The organism is Pseudomonas argentinensis, from assembly GCF_001839655.2.
GTDB classification, from domain to species: Bacteria; Pseudomonadota; Gammaproteobacteria; order Pseudomonadales; family Pseudomonadaceae; genus Aquipseudomonas; species Aquipseudomonas argentinensis_B.
In genome coordinates this window covers 3003753-3021170 of sequence record NZ_CP056087.1, presented here as the reverse complement: position 1 = coordinate 3021170, position 17418 = coordinate 3003753, and the positions used below count along the sequence as shown (strand labels likewise).

The 17418-nt window shown below is 62.1% G+C and carries 13 protein-coding genes; 1 reads left to right on the top strand and 12 read right to left on the bottom strand.

The window, feature by feature from the left end:
• Window positions 1–101: 101 nt before the first annotated feature.
• Both htpG and SA190iCDA_RS13350 read right to left on the bottom strand, forming a co-directional pair.
• Window positions 102–2003 carry a molecular chaperone HtpG gene (gene htpG, locus SA190iCDA_RS13355; protein ID WP_070887846.1) on the bottom strand — a complete coding sequence of 634 codons (1902 nt, stop codon included), beginning with the start codon at window positions 2001–2003 and terminating at the stop codon, window positions 102–104.
• An 80-nt stretch (window positions 2004–2083) separates the two neighbouring features.
• A complete protein-coding gene (locus tag SA190iCDA_RS13350) occupies window positions 2084–3325 on the bottom strand; it encodes an MFS transporter (protein ID WP_070887724.1) in 1242 nt (413 codons plus the stop codon).
• Between the two features lie 252 nt (window positions 3326–3577).
• Here SA190iCDA_RS13350 and SA190iCDA_RS13345 point away from each other — a divergent pair, with 252 nt between their 5' ends.
• Complete coding sequence (locus tag SA190iCDA_RS13345; RefSeq protein ID WP_070887725.1) at window positions 3578–3889, top strand: hypothetical protein; 312 nt, start codon at window positions 3578–3580, stop codon at window positions 3887–3889.
• 61 nt (window positions 3890–3950) lie between these two features.
• Here SA190iCDA_RS13345 and SA190iCDA_RS13340 read toward each other — a convergent pair whose 3' ends face one another.
• The 10 genes from SA190iCDA_RS13340 to sdhA all read right to left on the bottom strand — a co-directional run bounded on the left by SA190iCDA_RS13340 (window position 3951) and on the right by sdhA (window position 17418).
• A complete protein-coding gene (locus SA190iCDA_RS13340; protein WP_070887726.1) occupies window positions 3951–4340 on the bottom strand; it encodes an MAPEG family protein in 390 nt (129 codons plus the stop codon).
• A complete protein-coding gene (locus tag SA190iCDA_RS13335; protein ID WP_070887727.1) occupies window positions 4337–5071 on the bottom strand; it encodes a DUF599 domain-containing protein in 735 nt (244 codons plus the stop codon). The genes SA190iCDA_RS13340 and SA190iCDA_RS13335 overlap by 4 nt, the downstream gene beginning before the upstream one ends.
• A 90-nt stretch (window positions 5072–5161) precedes the next feature.
• On the bottom strand, window positions 5162–6475 hold the full coding sequence (gene brnQ, locus SA190iCDA_RS13330; protein ID WP_070887728.1) for a branched-chain amino acid transport system II carrier protein: 1314 nt from the start codon (window positions 6473–6475) through the stop codon (window positions 5162–5164).
• Between the two features lie 276 nt (window positions 6476–6751).
• Window positions 6752–7639 carry a succinate--CoA ligase subunit alpha gene (gene sucD, locus SA190iCDA_RS13325; RefSeq protein WP_070887729.1) on the bottom strand — a complete coding sequence of 296 codons (888 nt, stop codon included), beginning with the start codon at window positions 7637–7639 and terminating at the stop codon, window positions 6752–6754.
• Window positions 7639–8805: an ADP-forming succinate--CoA ligase subunit beta gene (gene sucC, locus SA190iCDA_RS13320; protein WP_070887730.1), complete on the bottom strand. Its 1167-nt coding sequence runs from the start codon at window positions 8803–8805 to the stop codon at window positions 7639–7641. The genes sucD and sucC overlap by 1 nt, the downstream gene beginning before the upstream one ends.
• Window positions 8806–9003: 198 nt before the next feature.
• The gene (gene lpdA, locus SA190iCDA_RS13315) at window positions 9004–10440 is read right to left on the bottom strand and encodes a dihydrolipoyl dehydrogenase (RefSeq protein ID WP_070887731.1); all 1437 of its coding nucleotides are present in this window, start codon (window positions 10438–10440) and stop codon (window positions 9004–9006) included.
• A gap of 94 nt (window positions 10441–10534) precedes the next feature.
• Window positions 10535–11764 (bottom strand): 2-oxoglutarate dehydrogenase complex dihydrolipoyllysine-residue succinyltransferase, encoded by a 1230-nt coding sequence (gene odhB, locus SA190iCDA_RS13310; protein WP_070887732.1) that lies wholly within the window; start codon window positions 11762–11764, stop codon window positions 10535–10537.
• A gap of 69 nt (window positions 11765–11833) precedes the next feature.
• Window positions 11834–14665: a 2-oxoglutarate dehydrogenase E1 component gene (locus SA190iCDA_RS13305; RefSeq protein ID WP_070887733.1), complete on the bottom strand. Its 2832-nt coding sequence runs from the start codon at window positions 14663–14665 to the stop codon at window positions 11834–11836.
• Window positions 14666–14914: 249 nt separating this feature from the next.
• On the bottom strand, window positions 14915–15634 hold the full coding sequence (locus SA190iCDA_RS13300; protein WP_013791587.1) for a succinate dehydrogenase iron-sulfur subunit: 720 nt from the start codon (window positions 15632–15634) through the stop codon (window positions 14915–14917).
• Between the two features lie 11 nt (window positions 15635–15645).
• On the bottom strand, window positions 15646–17418 hold the full coding sequence (gene sdhA, locus SA190iCDA_RS13295; RefSeq protein WP_070887734.1) for a succinate dehydrogenase flavoprotein subunit: 1773 nt from the start codon (window positions 17416–17418) through the stop codon (window positions 15646–15648).

Here is a 17418-nt window from a genome sequence, read left to right as displayed (position 1 = left end):
GCGAAAACAGGCGAGGAAGCGGAGTGTACTGGTGTACATGAGCATCCCGAGCCTGTTTTGAACGCCACAGGGCCGACGCGCAGTTAGTCGTAGACAGGTTCTCAGGCGGACAGCTCGACCAACAGCTTGTTCAGGCGCTGCACGTAGGCGGCCGGGTCCTTCAGGCTGTCGCCTGCTGCCAGGGCGGCCTGGTCGAAGAGGATATGCGACAGGTCGCCAAAGCGATCTTCGTCCGGCTCGGCATCCAGCTTCTCGATCAGCGGGTGGCTCGGGTTGAATTCGAAGATCGGCTTCGAGTCCGGCACCTTCTGCCCGCTGGCTTCGAGGATCTGGCGCATCTGCAGACCCAGGTCCTGTTCGCCGATGGCCAGGATGGCCGGCGAGTCGGTCAGGCGGTGGGAAACGCGAACCTCGGCGACCTGCTCGCCCAGCGCGGTTTTCAGGCGTTCGACCAGGCCTTCCTTGCTCTTGGCGACTTCTTCCTGGGCCTTCTTGTCCTCTTCCGAGTCCAGCGAGCCGAGGTCCAGATCACCACGGGCCACGTCGATGAACGACTTGCCGTCGAACTCGGTGAGGTAGCTCATCAGCCATTCGTCGATGCGATCGGTGAGCAACAGCACTTCGATGCCTTTCTTGCGGAAGACTTCCAGGTGCGGGCTGTTCTTGACCTGGGCATAGGACTCGCCAGTGAGGAAGTAGATCTTGTCCTGGCCTTCCTTCAGACGGCTGACGTAGTCGCCCAGGGAGACCACCGGCTCGCCCTCGCCTTCGGCGGTCGAGGCGAAGCGCAGCAGGCCGGCGATCTTCTCCTTGTTGGCGAAGTCTTCCGCCGGACCTTCCTTGAGTACCTGGCCGAAGTTCTTCCAGAAGGTCTTGTACTGCTCGGGCTCGTTCTTCGCCAGTTTCTCCAGCATGTCGAGCACGCGTTTGGTCAGCGCCGACTTCATGGAGTCGATCACCGGGTCCTTCTGCAGGATCTCGCGCGAAACGTTCAGCGACAGGTCGTTGGAGTCGATCACACCCTTGATGAAGCGCAGGTACAGCGGCAGGAACTCGTCGGCCTGGTCCATGATGAACACGCGTTGCACATACAGCTTCAGACCGCGCGGCGCTTCACGCTGGTACAGGTCGAACGGGGCACGGCCTGGCACGTACAGCAGCGAGGTGTATTCCAGCTTGCCTTCGACCTTGTTGTGGCTCCAGCTCAGCGGGTTGTCGTAGTCGTGGGAAACGTGTTTGTAGAATTCCTGGTACTGCTCATCGGTGACCTCGGTGCGCGGGCGCGTCCACAGCGCGCTGGCGCGGTTGACTACCTCCCACCCCTCGGCCGGCTTGTCCTTCTCTTCGCCGTGGAATTCCTTCGGCAGCTCGATCGGCAGGCCGATATGGTCGGAGTACTTCTTGATGACGTTGCGCAGGCGCCAGCCATCGGCGAACTCTTCCTCGCCGCTCTTCAGATGCAGGACGATACGGGTACCGCGCTCGGCTTTCTCGACGGTGGCGATCTCGAATTCGCCTTCGCCCTTCGAGGCCCAGTGCACGCCTTCGCCAGCAGCCAGACCGGCGCGACGGGTGAACACCTCCACCTTGTCGGCGACGATGAACGCGGAATAGAAGCCGACGCCGAACTGGCCGATCAGGCTCGAGTCCTTCTTCTGGTCACCGGAGAGGTTCTTCAGGAAGTCGGCGGTGCCGGACTTGGCGATGGTGCCCAGGTGGGCGATGGTCTCTTCGCGGCTCATGCCAATGCCGTTGTCTTCGAGGGTGACGGTCTTGGCGTCCTTGTCGAAGCTCACCCGGATTTTCAGCTCGGAGCCGCCTTCGAGCAGCTCAGGCTTGGCCAGCGCCTCGAAACGCAGTTTGTCGACGGCGTCGGAGGCGTTGGAGATCAACTCGCGCAGGAAGATTTCCTTGTTGGAATACAGCGAGTGAATCATGAGGTGCAGCAGCTGCTTTACCTCGGTCTGGAAGCCCAGGGTTTCTTTTTGAGTTTCCACACTCATGGTCATCTAACTCCACATTGATGGCTAAGCCGCGGTACGGCGGATGACCATCAGGTGGGGGCGGCATGGAAAAATTCAAGTCAGTCGTCGACGCGCTCCACATACACCACGTCCGCCGGCGCCATGGTGAAGCGTGCCTCGCCCGCGCCGTTCAGGCGCTGACGCAGCACCAGTTGCCCCTGTTCGTCGAGGCCGGCGAACTGGCCCTGAACCGCGCTGCCCTTCTCGCTAAACAGGCGCATGGGCTGGTTGACGTAGCGCTGCGGCTCGGCGAGCAGGCGCGCCAGAGTCAGCTCCGGGCGCGTATCGGGCGGTGTGGGTGGCGCGCTCAGCGCCGGTTTGGGCGCAGCAGCGGCCGCAGCGGATTTATCGATTTCAGGCAACTCGGGGAAACGATCATCATCGACTCGCCAGCCAAGCTGCGGATGCTTGCTCAAGTGCACCGGAACGCGCTGTTCCTGGCCGCCCACACGCGCCTGTACGTCGAGCGCCAAGCTGCCGGTGGTCACGTTGTGCAACGGTAGCGGCGCCAGCTGCACGTCACGGGTGGCGAAGCGTCGCTGCAGGTAATCGGTGATCAGGTAGCTCAGGGTATCGCGCGAATCGACCGTGCGATCGACCTCGCCCTGCCGGTAGCGCAAGCCATTGCGAAACAGCTCGACCTTGCCGGTCAGGGTGGTCTGGAACTGCGCCGGCAACACTAGATGGAATTCGCCCACCAGGCGGTTCGGCTCCTCTGGACGCAGGTCCAGGTGCAGGGTATAACCACCCTTGAGCTGACGGGCCTCGGGCAGCTCCTGGTCGGGCGACAACCAGCTCAGCTCGACTTCCGGCAATTGCCCCGGATCATCGGGCAGTACATCCAGCCGCAAGCCGTCGGCGCCCACTGGCAGACCGCGAATGCTCAACTCGCGACGCGCGAAGAAATCCTGGCCCTCGCGCAGGCTGAGCACGCCATCGATAAGCGCACCTTCCTGGGGCGTGAAGGGCTCGCCCTTGAGCTGGCCATGCAGATGAATGTCCAGCTCACCCGATGCCGGCTGCTCGGTCTGCAGCCACTGCAGACCGATGATGGCCTCCAGGCGTTGCGGATCCTGCCCGGCCATCACCGCCAGCCCGACGATCAGCGGAATCATACCCAGGGCGCAGCAGCCCAGGGGCTGCTTGGCCCGACGCCAGTGCCGCACGATGAACAGCAGCGTCAACGGCGGCAACAGGCATGCCCAGCCCCATAGCAGGCTGGTGGCGAAGCCGCGCATCACCAACAGCACCAGGCCGACGAGGATCAGCAGCAGGCCGCCCAGGATCAACAACGCATCCATTCGATTTCCTTAGATCAGTAGCAGGCGTCGACCGAGCACGGTCAGCGGCGCAAAAGGCGCCACGATAATCATCACGGCGCGCGCGTTCCATCGACGCGTCGAGCCTTTTCGTTTTTCGTGGTGGCCCTGGATTGGTGCTTTCACGGGGTTGAGCGGGACAAAAAAGCGCGTTGATACAAAGTCAGTGAACTTATCCCGCCTTCGGCGCCTCGAAAAACGGTAATGGCATTCACCCTAAGGAGAAACACCACCATGCAAAAATCAGTCGCTTACGCCTTCATGCTGGCTGCCACGCTGGGCCTTGCGGCCTGTGACAAGCCTTCCGAAAACAAAGCTCAAGAAGCTCAGGAATCCCGTACCGAAGCTCAAGAGTCCATGAACGACGCGGCACAAGAGAGCAACGAAGCTGCTCAGAAAGAAGCCGAGGCTGCCCAAGAGCGCGCCGACGAGCAACAGCAGAATTCTCAGCAGAGCACGCCGGAAAACACCGCACCTGGTGATGGCATGCCCGCTACACCACCCGCGGTACCGGCTGAGCCAGCCGCACCTGCCAAGCAGCCTTAATGCTTGTCACACTATCCGCAGCTTGCTGCGGATAGTGTCCCCTCTCCCGGCCCTGCACCTGTCAGAGTGCTGGCGTCAGCATCAGTAACAAGCTGCATATCAAGCCCACCACCCATACCGCACTGCGCTGCCAATGCAGATCTGCCAGATAGCACAGCAGGTAGAGCACTCGCGAAAGCACAAATATCACCGCAAGCATATCGACCAGCCATCCGCTGCTTTGGGTAACCTGCGCCATCAACACGCCCACGGCAAAAAGCGGGAACATCTCGAAGCTATTCTGATGCGCCGCCAATGCGCGTGCGCCCACGCCTGTCAGGCGTGCCTGCTGCGCTCGCGGATGATGGTTATCGTAGTGCCCTCCCTCCTCCTTCATTGCCTTGGCCACCGGTATCTTCGCGATGAAGATCAGCAAGGCGCTGATGAAGATGCACCAGAATGGAATGCTCACTCGCTTTTCTCCTTGGCCGGCTCGAAGGTCGGCGTTTGTGTGTACACCATGACTTCCAGTACATCCGAATGGAACTCGCGGCGATACAACACCACCACGACCCCTGCGCTGACCATCATGAAGAACCAGGGGTTGATGAACCACGCCAGGGTGGCCATACCGAAATAGTAGGCGCGCAGGCCATAGTTGAACTGGTTGGCCGCCATCGAGATCACCCGCGCGGTGCGCTCGGCGAACGCCTTGCGCTCCTGCTCGGTCACGTGGCGCTCGCCGATCATCGGCGCCGAGCCCACCAGCACGGCGGCGAAGTTGTATTGGCGCATGCACCAGCTGAAGGTGAAGAAGGCGTAGACGAACACCACGCCCAGGCACAGCAGCTTGACCTCGGAGATGCCGCGGCTGACCGACTGCACGAACGGCAGGTCGGCGAGCAGCGAAACCGCGCGATCCGAGGCGCCCAGCACGGTAAGAATACCGGCCAGGATGATCAAGGTGCTGGAGGCGAAGAACGAGGCGTTGCGCTCGAGGTTGCCGATCACATTGGCGTCGGCGATTCGGTTCTCGCGCAGCAGCATGCGGCGCATCCAGTCCTCGCGATACAGGTGCAGCACGCTGGCCAGACATGGCGTGGTGCGCCCCTTGGCGTGGGCATAGCGGGTGTAGCCTGCCCAGCACAGGACGAACCAGCAGGCGGCAATCAGATGGTGGAGGTAGTCTTCGCTGATGGACATGCAGGCTCCTTGTAAGCTGGAGCGATTATAGCCGTGGCAGGCAATAAAAAGCCGCTCCAGGGGAGCGGCTCTTGTGCGGCGCAGGGGCGATCAGGCGCTGACCTGACGCTTGGCTCCACACGCGCGATCGACCACGCAGCTGGTCACCAGTGTCACCAGTACCGGAACCAGCCAGCCCAGGCTCTGGGCGGCCAGCGGCAACTTGCTCAGCACCTGGGGCACGTAGGCCCCCCAGCCTGCGGCGGCCATGCCGTCGGCCACGCCGAAGATCAAGGTGACGGCCATGACCGGCATGAATACTCGGCGCTGCGATACCCACAAGCGGTTCATCAGGCTCAACGCCACCAGCACGATCGCCAGCGGGTAAAGCCCGACCAGCACGGGCACCGACACGCTGATCAGCTGGGTCAGGCCCTGATTGGAGACGGCCAGGCTGAACACCGCCAGCACGATGACCACGCTGCGGTAGGACACGTTCAGCAGGTCGCTGAAGAACTCCCCACAGGCCGTCAGCAAGCCCACGCCGGTGGTCAGGCAAGCCAGAATGATCACCACCGCCAGCAACAGCGAACCGGCAGAGCCAAAGGTCTGGTTCACGTAGCTGGAGAGAATCTGCCCGCCATTCTCCGCGCCAGCAGCCAGCTCATGGCTGGTGGCACCGAGATAGAACAGCGACAGGTAGACAAGTGACAGCGCCACCGCGGCGATGATGCCGGCAATCACGCAATAGCGGGTGATCAGCCCACTGTCGGTGATGCCCCGGGCACGTACCGCATTGGCGATCACGATGCCGAACACCAGAGCGCCCAGGGCATCCATGGTCAGGTAGCCCTGCAGGAAGCCCTGTACCAGGGGTTCGCTGCGATAGGCGCCAGTCGCCTCACCCACCTCACCCGCCGGTGCGAACACCGCGACACCGCCCAGGATCACCAGGGCGACGATCAGCACCGGGGTGATGAACTTGCCGACCCGATCGACCAGGCGCCCGGGCGTCAGCGACAGGAACAGCACCACCGCGAAGTACACCAGGGTGTAGACGAACAGGGCCGTTGCGCTGCTGCCCACGAAAGGCTGCACACCGATTTCGAACGAAGCGACGGCGGTGCGTGGCGTGGCGAACAATGGGCCGATCGTCAGATACACCGCCACCGCCAGCGCGATACCCGCCCAGCGTCCCATTGGCGTGGTCAAAGCAGGCAGACCACCGCCCACACGCGCCAGAGCTACCACGGTAAGCAGCGGCAGGCCGACACCGGTCAGCAGAAAGCCCACAGCGGCAGCACCGATGTTTTCACCGGCAGACAAGCCCGCACTGGGCGGGAAGATGATGTTGCCCGCGCCCAGAAAAAGCGCGAACGTCATGAAACCGAGAGCCAGGATATCCAGGCTTTTCAAGCGAGTCATAGAGGGAAATACCACATCACTGAAACCGAGTTGAGAGAGGGAATCCCGATGGATAGAGGGAAACGTCGTTCGCCCTTGTGGCGCGAACCCTTGTTGCGAGCAGGTTTCGGATAGAGACCAGGCCCGTTAGTTGCAAAGCTAACGATTTTGCCGCAAACGCCCCGCCCGTTCCAGCCCGGCTGACGGCTGGCTGTAATGTGCTGTCGCCTGGGCAACATTTCTGCAGGCAAAAAAGAAGGCCACCCTCGGGTGGCCTTCTTTGCAGATCAGAATGGCTTACGCCTTCTTCACTTCCCAACCGGTCAGCTCGGCCAGGGCCTTGCCGATGTCAGCCAGGGAACGCACGGTCTTCACGCCAGCGTCCTGCAGAGCAGCGAATTTCTCGTCTGCAGTGCCTTTGCCGCCGGAGATGATGGCGCCAGCATGGCCCATACGCTTGCCGGGAGGAGCGGTAACGCCAGCGATGTAGGACACTACAGGCTTGGTGACGTTGGCCTTGATGTAGGCAGCCGCTTCTTCTTCAGCCGAACCGCCGATCTCGCCGATCATGACGATCGCTTCGGTCTTCGGGTCTTCCTGGAACAGCTTCAGGATGTCGATGAAGTTGGAGCCCGGGATGGGGTCGCCACCGATGCCCACGCAGGTGGACTGGCCGAAGCCGGCGTCAGTGGTCTGCTTGACGGCTTCATAGGTCAGGGTGCCGGAACGCGACACGATGCCGACCTTGCCTGGCAGGTGGATGTGACCCGGCATGATGCCGATCTTGCACTCGCCGGGCGTGATCACGCCCGGGCAGTTCGGGCCGATCAGGCGCACGCCCAGCTCGTCACACTTGACCTTGGCGTCGAGCATGTCGAGGGTCGGGATGCCTTCGGTGATGCAGACGATCAGCTTGATGCCGCCGAAAGCCGCTTCCAGGATCGAGTCCTTGCAGAACGGAGCCGGAACGTAGATGACCGAAGCATCGGCGCCAGTGGCTTCGACGGCTTCTTTCACGGTGTTGAACACCGGCAGGCCCAGGTGAGTGGTGCCGCCCTTGCCCGGGGTCACGCCGCCAACCATCTGGGTGCCATAGGCGATGGCTTGTTCGGAGTGGAAGGTACCCTGCGAGCCAGTGAAACCCTGGCAGATGACCTTGGTGTCTTTATTGATCAGGACGCTCATTACTTGCCCTCCGCAGCTTTGACGACTTGCTGAGCAGCGTCGGTCAGGCTGGTTGCCGCGATGATGTTCAGGCCGCTGTCGGCCAGTACCTTGGCACCCAGTTCAGCGTTGTTGCCTTCCAGACGGACGACAACCGGAACCTTAACGCCAACTTCTTTCACTGCACCGATGATGCCTTCGGCAATCATGTCGCAACGAACGATACCGCCGAAGATGTTCACCAGAACGGCAGCGACGTTGCTGTCGGACAGGATGATCTTGAAGGCTTCGGTCACGCGCTCTTTGGTTGCGCCGCCACCTACGTCGAGGAAGTTGGCTGGCTTGCCGCCGTGCAGGTTGACGATGTCCATGGTACCCATGGCCAGGCCGGCACCGTTGACCATGCAGCCGATGTTGCCTTCGAGGGCAACGTAGTTCAGTTCGAACTTGGCAGCATGCGCTTCACGGGCGTCGTCTTGGGACGGGTCGTGGAAGGTCTTCAGCTTCGGCTGACGGTACATGGCGTTGGCGTCGATGTTGATCTTCGCGTCCAGGCAGTGCAGGTCGCCGTCGGCCTTGATGACCAGCGGGTTGACTTCCAGCAGGGCCAGGTCGTGGTCTTTGAACAGCTTGGCCAGACCGACGAAGATCTTGGCGAACTGAGCGACTTGCTTGCCTTCCAGGCCCAGCTGGAAAGCCAGCTCGCGGCCCTGGAACGGCTGTGCGCCGACCAGCGGATCGATGGTCGCCTTGAGGATCTTCTCAGGGGTTTCGTGAGCGATCTTCTCGATGTCCACGCCACCTTCGGTGGAGGCCATGAACACGATACGGCGGCTGGAACGGTCAACGACCGCGCCCAGGTACAGTTCCTTGGCGATGTCGGTGCAGGACTCGACCAGAATCTTGGTGACAGGCTGGCCATTGGCGTCAGTCTGATAGGTCACCAGGCGCTTGCCCAGCCAGTTGGCAGCGAAAGCCTTGGCGTCTTCCTTGCTCTTGACCAGTTTCACACCGCCCGCTTTACCGCGGCCACCAGCGTGTACCTGAGCCTTGACGACCCACTCGGTCCCGCCGATTTTTTCGCAGGCCTCAGCGGCCTCTTCCGGGGTGTCTACGGCGAAGCCCTTGGATACGGGCAGGCCGTATTCAGCGAACAGCTGCTTACCCTGATACTCGTGAAGATTCATGCTTGTCTACCGTCTTCGTTTAGGTATTGCGCATCGGTGCTGCACTCACGTGCCGCACCACCTGTGGCTGCCTCAAGGCAGCCCGGCGCACATTCCGCGATAGGCCTGGGCCTCGCACGGGCCATGCACCGTGGTTCTGCTTCGCGAAAAACCGTCCGTACGTCGCCGCCCAAGGGCCGGCAACGCACCGACGATTTCTTAGCGTTTCTTGCGGTTGGCGATGTGAATCGCGCCACCGTTGACTGCCAGCGCGGCTTCGTGGAGCGCCTCGGACAGCGTCGGGTGCGAGAACACCATCATGCCCAGGTCTTCGGCACTGGTGCCGAATTCCATGCCGATGGCGCCCTGCTGTACCAGCTCGGCCGCGCTTGGCCCGATGACGTGAACGCCCAGCACGCGGTCGGTGTTGGCGTCAGCGATGACCTTGACGAAACCGCCGGTGTCGTTGGCAGCCATGGCACGACCGCTGGCGGCGAACGGGAAGGTGCCGACGTTGACGGCCACGCCTTCGCTCTTGAGCTGCTGCTCGGTCTTGCCGACCCACGCGATTTCCGGGTGGGTGTAGATGACCGACGGGATCAGGTCGTAGTTCATCTGCGCCTTGTGGCCGGCGATGCGCTCGGCGACCATCACACCCTCTTCCGAGGCCTTGTGGGCGAGCATCATGCCGCGCACCACGTCACCGATGGCATAGACGCCCGGAACGCTGGTGGCACAATGGTCGTCGACGAAGATGTAGCCACGCTCGTCCAGGTCCACGCCGCTGTCCGAAGCCAGCAGGTCGGTGGTCACCGGGCGACGGCCAACGGCAACGATCAGCTTGTCGAAGACGATCTTCTGCTCGCCAGCCGAGTCGGTGTAGTTGACGGTAACCTGCTTCTTCTTGACTTCGGAGCCGGTCACGCGAGCGCCCAGTTTGATGTCCAGGCCCTGCTTGGTGAGGGTCTTGAAGGCTTCCTTGGAGACGGCTTCGTCAGCGGCCGGCAGGAACTTGTCCAGCGCTTCCAGAACGGTCACTTCAGCGCCCAGGCGAGCCCAGACCGAACCCAGTTCCAGACCGATGACGCCAGCGCCGATGACGCCCAGCTTCTTCGGTACCGATTGGAACTCCAGGGCGCCGGTGGAATCGACGATGACATCCTGGTCGACCGGAGCCGGCGGGATGTCGATCGGACGCGAGCCGGAAGCCAGGATCACGTTGTCGGCTTCGACGATGGAGGTCTGGCCGTCCTTGTCGGTGACTTCGACTTTCTTGCCAGCCAGCAGTTTGCCGTGACCTTCGAGCAGGGTCACGCCGTTGGCCTTGAACAGGCCGGCAACGCCGCCGGTGAGGTTCTTGATGATGGTGTTCTTGCGACCGACCATTGCCGGTACGTCGATGCTCACGCCCTTGGCGCTGATGCCGTGAACGGCGAAACCGTCCTGGGCTTCGTGGAACTTCCAGGAGCTGTCCAGCAGCGCCTTGGAGGGAATGCAACCGACGTTCAGGCAGGTGCCGCCCAGGGCGATCTTGCCGTCCTTGTCCTGGTACTTCTCGATGCACGCGGTCTTGAGACCGAGTTGAGCGGCCTTGATGGCGGCCACATAGCCGCCAGGGCCGGCACCGATGACTACCACGTCGAATTTCTGGCTCATAAAAGATTCCTTTTCAGCTTCAAGCTTCGAGCTTCAAGCTGCAAGACGGAGCGCTTCTCTTGAAGCTTGGCGCTTGCAGCTTGAGGCTGGTGTATTAGATGTCCAGCAGCACACGCGCTGGGTCTTCCAGCAGGTTCTTGATGGTCACCAGGAAGGTCACGGCTTCTTTACCATCGATCAGGCGGTGATCGTAGGACAGTGCCAGGTACATCATCGGGCGAATGACCACTTGGCCGTTCACGGCAACCGGGCGCTGGATGATGTTGTGCATGCCCAGGATCGCGGCCTGCGGCGGGTTGACGATCGGCGTCGACATCATCGAACCGAAGGTACCTCCGTTGGTGATGGTGAAGGTGCCGCCAGTCATCTCTTCGATCGACAGCTTGCCGTCACGGGCTTTCTTGCCATAGGCAGCGATGCCGGCTTCGATGTCGGCCAGGCCCATCAGTTCGGCGTTACGCAGAACCGGAACCACCAGACCACGGTCGCTGGAAACGGCTACGCCGATGTCCTGGTAGCCATGGTAGACGATGTCGTTGCCATCGATCGAGGCGTTGACCGCCGGCAGACGCTTCAGCGCCTCGGTAGCCGCCTTGACGAAGAAGGACATGAAGCCCAGGCGAGTGCCGTTGTGGGCTTTCTCGAACTGGTCCTTGTACTTCGAACGCAGCGCCATGATCTCGGACATGTCGACTTCGTTGAAGGTGGTCAGCATCGCCATGTTCGACTGGGCTTCGACCAGACGGCGGGCAACGGTGGCGCGAACGCGGGTCATCGGCACGCGCTTCTCGGTGCGGTCGCCAGCACCGCTTACCACCGGCGCTGCTGCAGCGGCGGTAGCAGCCGGCTTGGCGGCCGGCGCGTTCTTCTTGGCTTCGACGGCAGCGACCACGTCTTCCTTGGTCACCCGGCCGCCCTTGCCCGAACCGCTGAGGCTGTTCGGGTCGATGCCGTTCTCTTCGGCCAGCTTGCGAGCGGCCGGCGAGAGGATCTGGTCGTCACCAGCAGCGGCAGGTGCAGCAGCAGCCTGAGCCGGCGCAGCAGCGGCTTGCGCAGGCGCAGCGGCCGGCGCGGCGGCGGCAGCGCCACCCTCGGTCAGCTTGCCCAGCACTTCGTTGGAGAGGACGGTATCGCCTTCGTTCTTGATGATTTCGGCGACCACACCATCGGCCTCGGCCAGCACTTCGATCACTACCTTGTCGGTCTCGATGTCGACGATCAGCTCATCGCGCTTGACCGCTTCGCCCGGCTTCTTGTGCCAGGTGGCCACGGTGCCGTCGGCGACCGATTCCGGGAATGTAGGGGCTTTGATCTCGATAGCCATTGTGTTCTTTTCCTTAATTCGGTGATTTCGAGGAAGCGGCCTCGGTGGGCCGCCTCCTTCGCGATGGCGTTAAACGGTGAAGGCATCCTGCAGCAGTTTTTCCTGCTGCTCGGCGTGCATGGACGCGTAACCACAGGCCGGAGCCGCCGACGCATCACGCCCGGCATACTCGAGCACCAGCGACTTCTTGTGCGCCGAAGCGGCACGACGCATGTGGTGCTGGCTGCAGTACCAGGCGCCCTGGTTCATCGGCTCTTCCTGACACCAGACGATGTGCTTGAGGTTCTTGTACGGCGCAAGAATCTCGGCCAGGTCGTCTTCCGGGAACGGGTACAGCTGCTCGATACGCACGATGGCGATGTCTTCGCGGCCTTCGGCGCGGCGTTTTTCCAGCAGGTCGTAGTAGACCTTGCCGCTGCACAGCACCAGGCGCTCGACCTTTTTCGGGTCGATCGCATCGATTTCCGGAATGACGGTCTGGAACGAGCCTTCGGCGAGATCTTCCAGGGTCGATACGGCCAGCTTGTGGCGCAGCAGCGACTTCGGTGTCAGCACCACCAGTGGCTTGCGCAGCGGACGAATGACCTGGCGACGCAGCAGGTGGTAGATCTGCGCCGGCGTGGTTGGTACCGCCACCTGGATGTTGTGCTCTGCGCACAGCTGCAGGTAACGCTCCAGACGTGCCGAGGAGTGCTCCGGGCCCTGCCCTTCATAACCGTGCGGCAACAGCATGGTCAGGCCGCACAGACGGCCCCACTTGGTTTCGCCACTGGAAATGAACTGGTCGAACACCACCTGGGCGCCGTTGGCGAAATCGCCGAACTGGGCTTCCCAGATCACCAGCGCGTTCGGCGTGGTGGTGGCGTAGCCGTATTCGAAGGCCAGCACGGCTTCTTCCGAGAGGAAGGAGTCGTACAGGTCGAAACGCGGCTGACCTTCGTACAGGTGCTGCAGCGGCAGGTAGGAGGTGCCGTCCTTCTGGTTGTGCAACTGCGCATGGCGGTGCGAGAAGGTACCGCGGCCAACGTCCTGACCGGTGATACGGATCGGGTGACCTTCGACCAGCAGGGTCGCATAGGCCATGGTTTCGGCGTAGCCCCAGTTCAGCGGCAGGCCGCCGGCGCCCATCTTGGCGCGGTCTTCGTAGATCTTGGTGACCTGACGCTGAACGACGAAGCCGTCCGGCGTTTCCAAGAGCTTGTTGGACAGCTCCTGCAGGGTCTTGAGATCGAAGCGCGTGTCATGACGCGCGGTCCAGGCATGGCCCAGGTACGGACGCCAGTCGACGAACAGTTCCTTGTTCGGCTCCTTGACCAGGCTCTTGACCACGTGCTGACCGTTGTCCAGGGCGGTACGGTAGTCGTCCACCTTGGCCTGGATGGCATCGACATCGAGGCTGCCGGACTGGCTCAGCGCATCGGCGTACAGCTCACGGGTGGTGCGCTGCTTGGCGATCTGCTGGTACATCAGCGGCTGGGTGCCGCTCGGCTCGTCGGCCTCGTTGTGGCCACGGCGGCGGTAGCAGACCAGGTCGATGACCACGTCACGCTTGTACTGCATGCGGTAATCGACGGCCAGCTGGGTGACGAACAGCACGGCTTCCGGATCATCGCCATTCACGTGGAAGATCGGCGCCTGGATCATCTTGGCGACGTCGGTGGCGTACTCGGTGGAACGCGCGTCGTCGGCCCGGTTGGTGGTGAAGCCGACCTGGTTGTTGATCACAATGTGGATGGTGCCACCCGTCTTGTAGGCACGGGTCTGCGACATCTGGAAGGTTTCCATGACCACGCCCTGACCGGCGAACGCGGCGTCACCGTGGATGGAGATCGGCAGTACCTTGTCGCCCAGGGCGTCGTTACGACGATCCTGACGCGCCCGTACCGAGCCCTCGACCACCGGAGAGACGATTTCCAGGTGCGACGGGTTGAACGCCAGCGCCAGGTGAACTTCACCGCCGGAGGTCATCACGTTGGAGGAGAAACCCTGGTGGTATTTCACGTCACCGGAGCTCAGGCCCTCGACTTTCTTGCCCTCGAACTCGTCGAACAGGTCGCGCGGGTTCTTGCCGAAGGTGTTGACCAGCACGTTGAGACGGCCACGGTGGGCCATGCCGATGACGATTTCCTTGGTGCCGTAGGAACCGCTGCGCTGGATGATTTCATCGAGCAGCGGAATCAGGCTCTCGCCACCTTCCAGACCAAAGCGCTTGGTGCCCGGGTACTTGGTGCCCAGGTACTTTTCCAGGCCTTCGGCGGCGGTCAGACGCTCGAGCAGATGGCTCTGCACCTCGGCGGAAACCTGCGGGCGGCCGCGTACGCTTTCCAGGCGCTGCTGGAACCAGCTGCGTTGATCGGAATCGACGATGTGGGTGAACTCGGAGCCGATGGTGCGACAATATGTCTGATGCAAAGCGTCGCGGATTTCCCGCAAAGTTGCCTCTTCTTTGCCGATTGCCAGACCACCCGTGCGGAAGGTGGTATCCAGATCCGCGTCGGTAAGGCTGTAATGGCTGATCGACAGATCAGCAGGAACAGGGCGCTGCCACAGCCCAAGCGGATCGAGCTGAGCCGCCTGGTGGCCACGCATGCGGAATGCCTGAATCAACCGCAACACTTCGACCTGCTTCTTCTCGTGCTCGCTGCTCACGGTCCCGGCAGAAGCCGGCTGAGTGCGACGCTGGTTCTTGGCCAGCAACACGAAATGATCACGAATCGTCGAGTGCGATACGTCATTGGCGGTGCTGCCTTCGGACGGCAACTTATCGAAATAAGTGCGCCACTCTTCCGGCACGGCGTTGGGATCGTGCAGGTAGAGCTCATAGAGCTCCTCCACGTAGGCAGCGTTACCACCGGATAGGTGGGCACTGTCCCACATGCGCTGCATCACGCTTTCTTGCATGCTTGGTCACCCTCGGTAAGGGGACACCACCGGCGAGGACACCGACTGGCTTGCGAAGTCATGTTGCAGCGACTTCAGCAAGCCACCAAGAATCCCGCAGATAGTCCGGGCACCAGCCCGAATGCCCCTGCTGGTCGTCATATTTTTCGTATAAGGGCGTCGGCGGCTAGGCCAACGCCCTGGCGATACTGCAACACCGACATTACGTCGGTGCGGCAGGCGTTACGGGTACAGCTAAAGAACGGTGAATCAGGTACCGCTTTGCAGCAACATGTTGCGTACGTGACCGATGGCCTTGGTCGGGTTCAGACCCTTGGGGCACACGTTCACGCAGTTCATGATCCCGCGGCAGCGGAACACACTGAATGGATCATCGAGCGATGCCAATCGTTCCGCGGTCTTGGTATCACGGCTGTCGGCCAGGAACCGGTAGGCCTGCAGCAGGGCTGCCGGGCCCAGGAACTTGTCCGGGTTCCACCAGAACGACGGGCAGCTGGTCGAGCAGCACGCACACAGGATGCACTCGTACAGGCCGTCGAGCTTCTCGCGCTCTTCCGGCGACTGCAGGCGTTCGATGGCCGGAGCCGGGGTGTCGTTCTGCAGGAACGGCTGCACCTTCTCGTACTGCTTGTAGAAGATGCTCATGTCGACCACCAGGTCACGAATGACCGGCAGGCCGGGCAGCGGGCGGATCACCAGCTTGTTGCCCTTGACCACGCTGGAGATCGGCGTGATGCAGGCCAGGCCGTTCTTGCCGCTGATGTTCATGCCGTCGGAACCGCACACGCCTTCACGGCAGGAGCGACGGTAGGAGAAGCCTTCGTCCTGCTCTTTGATCAGGGCCAGGATGTCCAGCACCATCAGGTCCTTGCCATCGATGGTGATGTCGAAGTCCTGCATGAACGGCGCTTTGTCCGCTTCCGGGTTGTAGCGATAAACGCTGACTTTCAAGCTTTTGCCAAGAGACATGGTAGCCACCCTTAATAAGTACGAACTTTGGGTTCAAACGCCGGTACGGTCTTCGGCGAGAAGTTGACATCGCGCTTGGCGACACGTTTCTCACCCGGGAAGTACAGGCTGTGGCACAACCAGTTGGTGTCGTCACGGTCCTCGAAGTCTTCACGGGCGTGGGCGCCGCGGGACTCGGTACGGGTGTCGGCTGCGATGGCAGTGGCTTCGGCGACTTCCAGCAGGTTCTGCAGCTCCAGCGCTTCGATACGCGCGGTGTTGAAGGCCTGACTCTTGTCGTTGATCTTGACCTTGGCGATGCGCTCGCGCAGGTCGGACAGCTGAGCGATGCCCTTCTTCATGTATTCGCCGGTACGGAATACGCCGAAGTAGTTCTGCATGCACGACTGCAGCTCGCGCTTGAGGGTGGCGACGTCTTCACCGCTGCTGCGCTCGTTGACGCCAGCCAGACGGCCCAGCGACAGTTCGATGTCGGTTTCGCTGGCACCGCGGACTTCCACGCCTTCCTTCAGCGCTTTTTCCAGGTGCAGGCCGGCGGCGCGGCCGAATACCACCAGGTCGAGCAGCGAGTTGCCGCCCAGGCGGTTGGCACCGTGCACCGATACGCACGCCACTTCGCCCACGGCGAACAGGCCCTCGATGATCCTGTCGTTGCCATTGGCGTCCTGGGTGATGGCCTGACCATGGATGTTGGTGGCAACGCCGCCCATCATGTAGTGGCAGGTCGGGATGACCGGAACGGGCGCAACCACCGGGTCGACGTGCGCGAAGGTCTTGGACAGTTCGCAGATGCCTGGCAGGCGGCTGTGCAGCACTTCCTCACCGAGGTGATCGAGCTTGAGCAGTACGTGGTCCTTGTTCGGGCCACAGCCGTTGCCGGCGATCACTTCCTTGACCATGGAACGGGCCACCACGTCACGACCGGCAAGGTCCTTGGCGTTGGGCGCATAACGCTCCATGAAGCGCTCGCCATGGGCGTTGATCAGGTAACCACCCTCACCACGGCAGCCTTCGGTAACCAGTACACCGGCGCCGGCGATACCGGTCGGGTGGAACTGCCACATCTCGATGTCCTGCACCGGCACGCCGGCACGCAGGGCCATGCCCACGCCGTCACCGGTGTTGATCAGCGCGTTGGTGGTGGAGGCGTAGATACGGCCGGCACCGCCGGTGGCCAGCACCACGGCCTTGGAACGGATGTAGACGGTTTCGCCGGTTTCGATGCAGATGGCGATGACGCCGACGATGGCGCCGTCCTGGTTCTTGACCAGATCGACCGCGTACCATTCGTTGAGGAACGAGGTACCGGCCTTCAGGTTGGCCTGGTACAGGGTGTGCAGCAGGGCGTGACCGGTACGGTCGGCAGCGGCGCAGGTACGGGCAGCCTGGGTCGGATTGTCCGGGCCCTTGGACTGGCCACCGAACGGACGCTGGTAGATACGACCCTGCTCGGTACGGGAGAACGGCAGCCCCATGTGCTCGAGTTCGAACACCGCTTCCGGGCCGACGGAACACATGTATTCGATGGCGTCCTGGTCACCGATGTAGTCGGAACCCTTGACGGTGTCGTACATGTGCCAGCGCCAGTCATCGTTCGGATCGTTCGAGGCGATGGCACAGGTGATGCCGCCCTGGGCGGAAACGGTGTGAGAACGGGTCGGGAAGACCTTGGTGACCACTGCTGTCTTGTGACCGCCTTGCGCCAGCTGCAGCGCAGCGCGCATACCGGCACCGCCACCACCGACGATGATGGCGTCATAGGAAAGAGTACGAATGCTAGTCAT

Excerpts from the sequence above, each read along its gene's own strand:
- htpG (WP_070887846.1), bottom strand. The coding sequence starts at position 2,003 with ATGAGTGTGGAAACTCAAAAAGAAACCCTGGGCTTCCAGACCGAGGTA.
- SA190iCDA_RS13350 (WP_070887724.1), bottom strand. The coding sequence starts at position 3,325 with ATGGATGCGTTGTTGATCCTGGGCGGCCTGCTGCTGATCCTCGTCGGC.
- SA190iCDA_RS13345 (WP_070887725.1), top strand. The coding sequence starts at position 3,578 with ATGCAAAAATCAGTCGCTTACGCCTTCATGCTGGCTGCCACGCTGGGC.
- SA190iCDA_RS13335 (WP_070887727.1), bottom strand. The coding sequence starts at position 5,071 with ATGTCCATCAGCGAAGACTACCTCCACCATCTGATTGCCGCCTGCTGG.
- brnQ (WP_070887728.1), bottom strand. The coding sequence starts at position 6,475 with ATGACTCGCTTGAAAAGCCTGGATATCCTGGCTCTCGGTTTCATGACG.
- sucD (WP_070887729.1), bottom strand. The coding sequence starts at position 7,639 with ATGAGCGTCCTGATCAATAAAGACACCAAGGTCATCTGCCAGGGTTTC.
- sucC (WP_070887730.1), bottom strand. The coding sequence starts at position 8,805 with ATGAATCTTCACGAGTATCAGGGTAAGCAGCTGTTCGCTGAATACGGC.
- lpdA (WP_070887731.1), bottom strand. The coding sequence starts at position 10,440 with ATGAGCCAGAAATTCGACGTGGTAGTCATCGGTGCCGGCCCTGGCGGC.
- odhB (WP_070887732.1), bottom strand. The coding sequence starts at position 11,764 with ATGGCTATCGAGATCAAAGCCCCTACATTCCCGGAATCGGTCGCCGAC.
- SA190iCDA_RS13305 (WP_070887733.1), bottom strand. The coding sequence starts at position 14,665 with ATGCAAGAAAGCGTGATGCAGCGCATGTGGGACAGTGCCCACCTATCC.
- SA190iCDA_RS13300 (WP_013791587.1), bottom strand. The coding sequence starts at position 15,634 with ATGTCTCTTGGCAAAAGCTTGAAAGTCAGCGTTTATCGCTACAACCCG.
- sdhA (WP_070887734.1), bottom strand. The coding sequence starts at position 17,418 with ATGACTAGCATTCGTACTCTTTCCTATGACGCCATCATCGTCGGTGGT.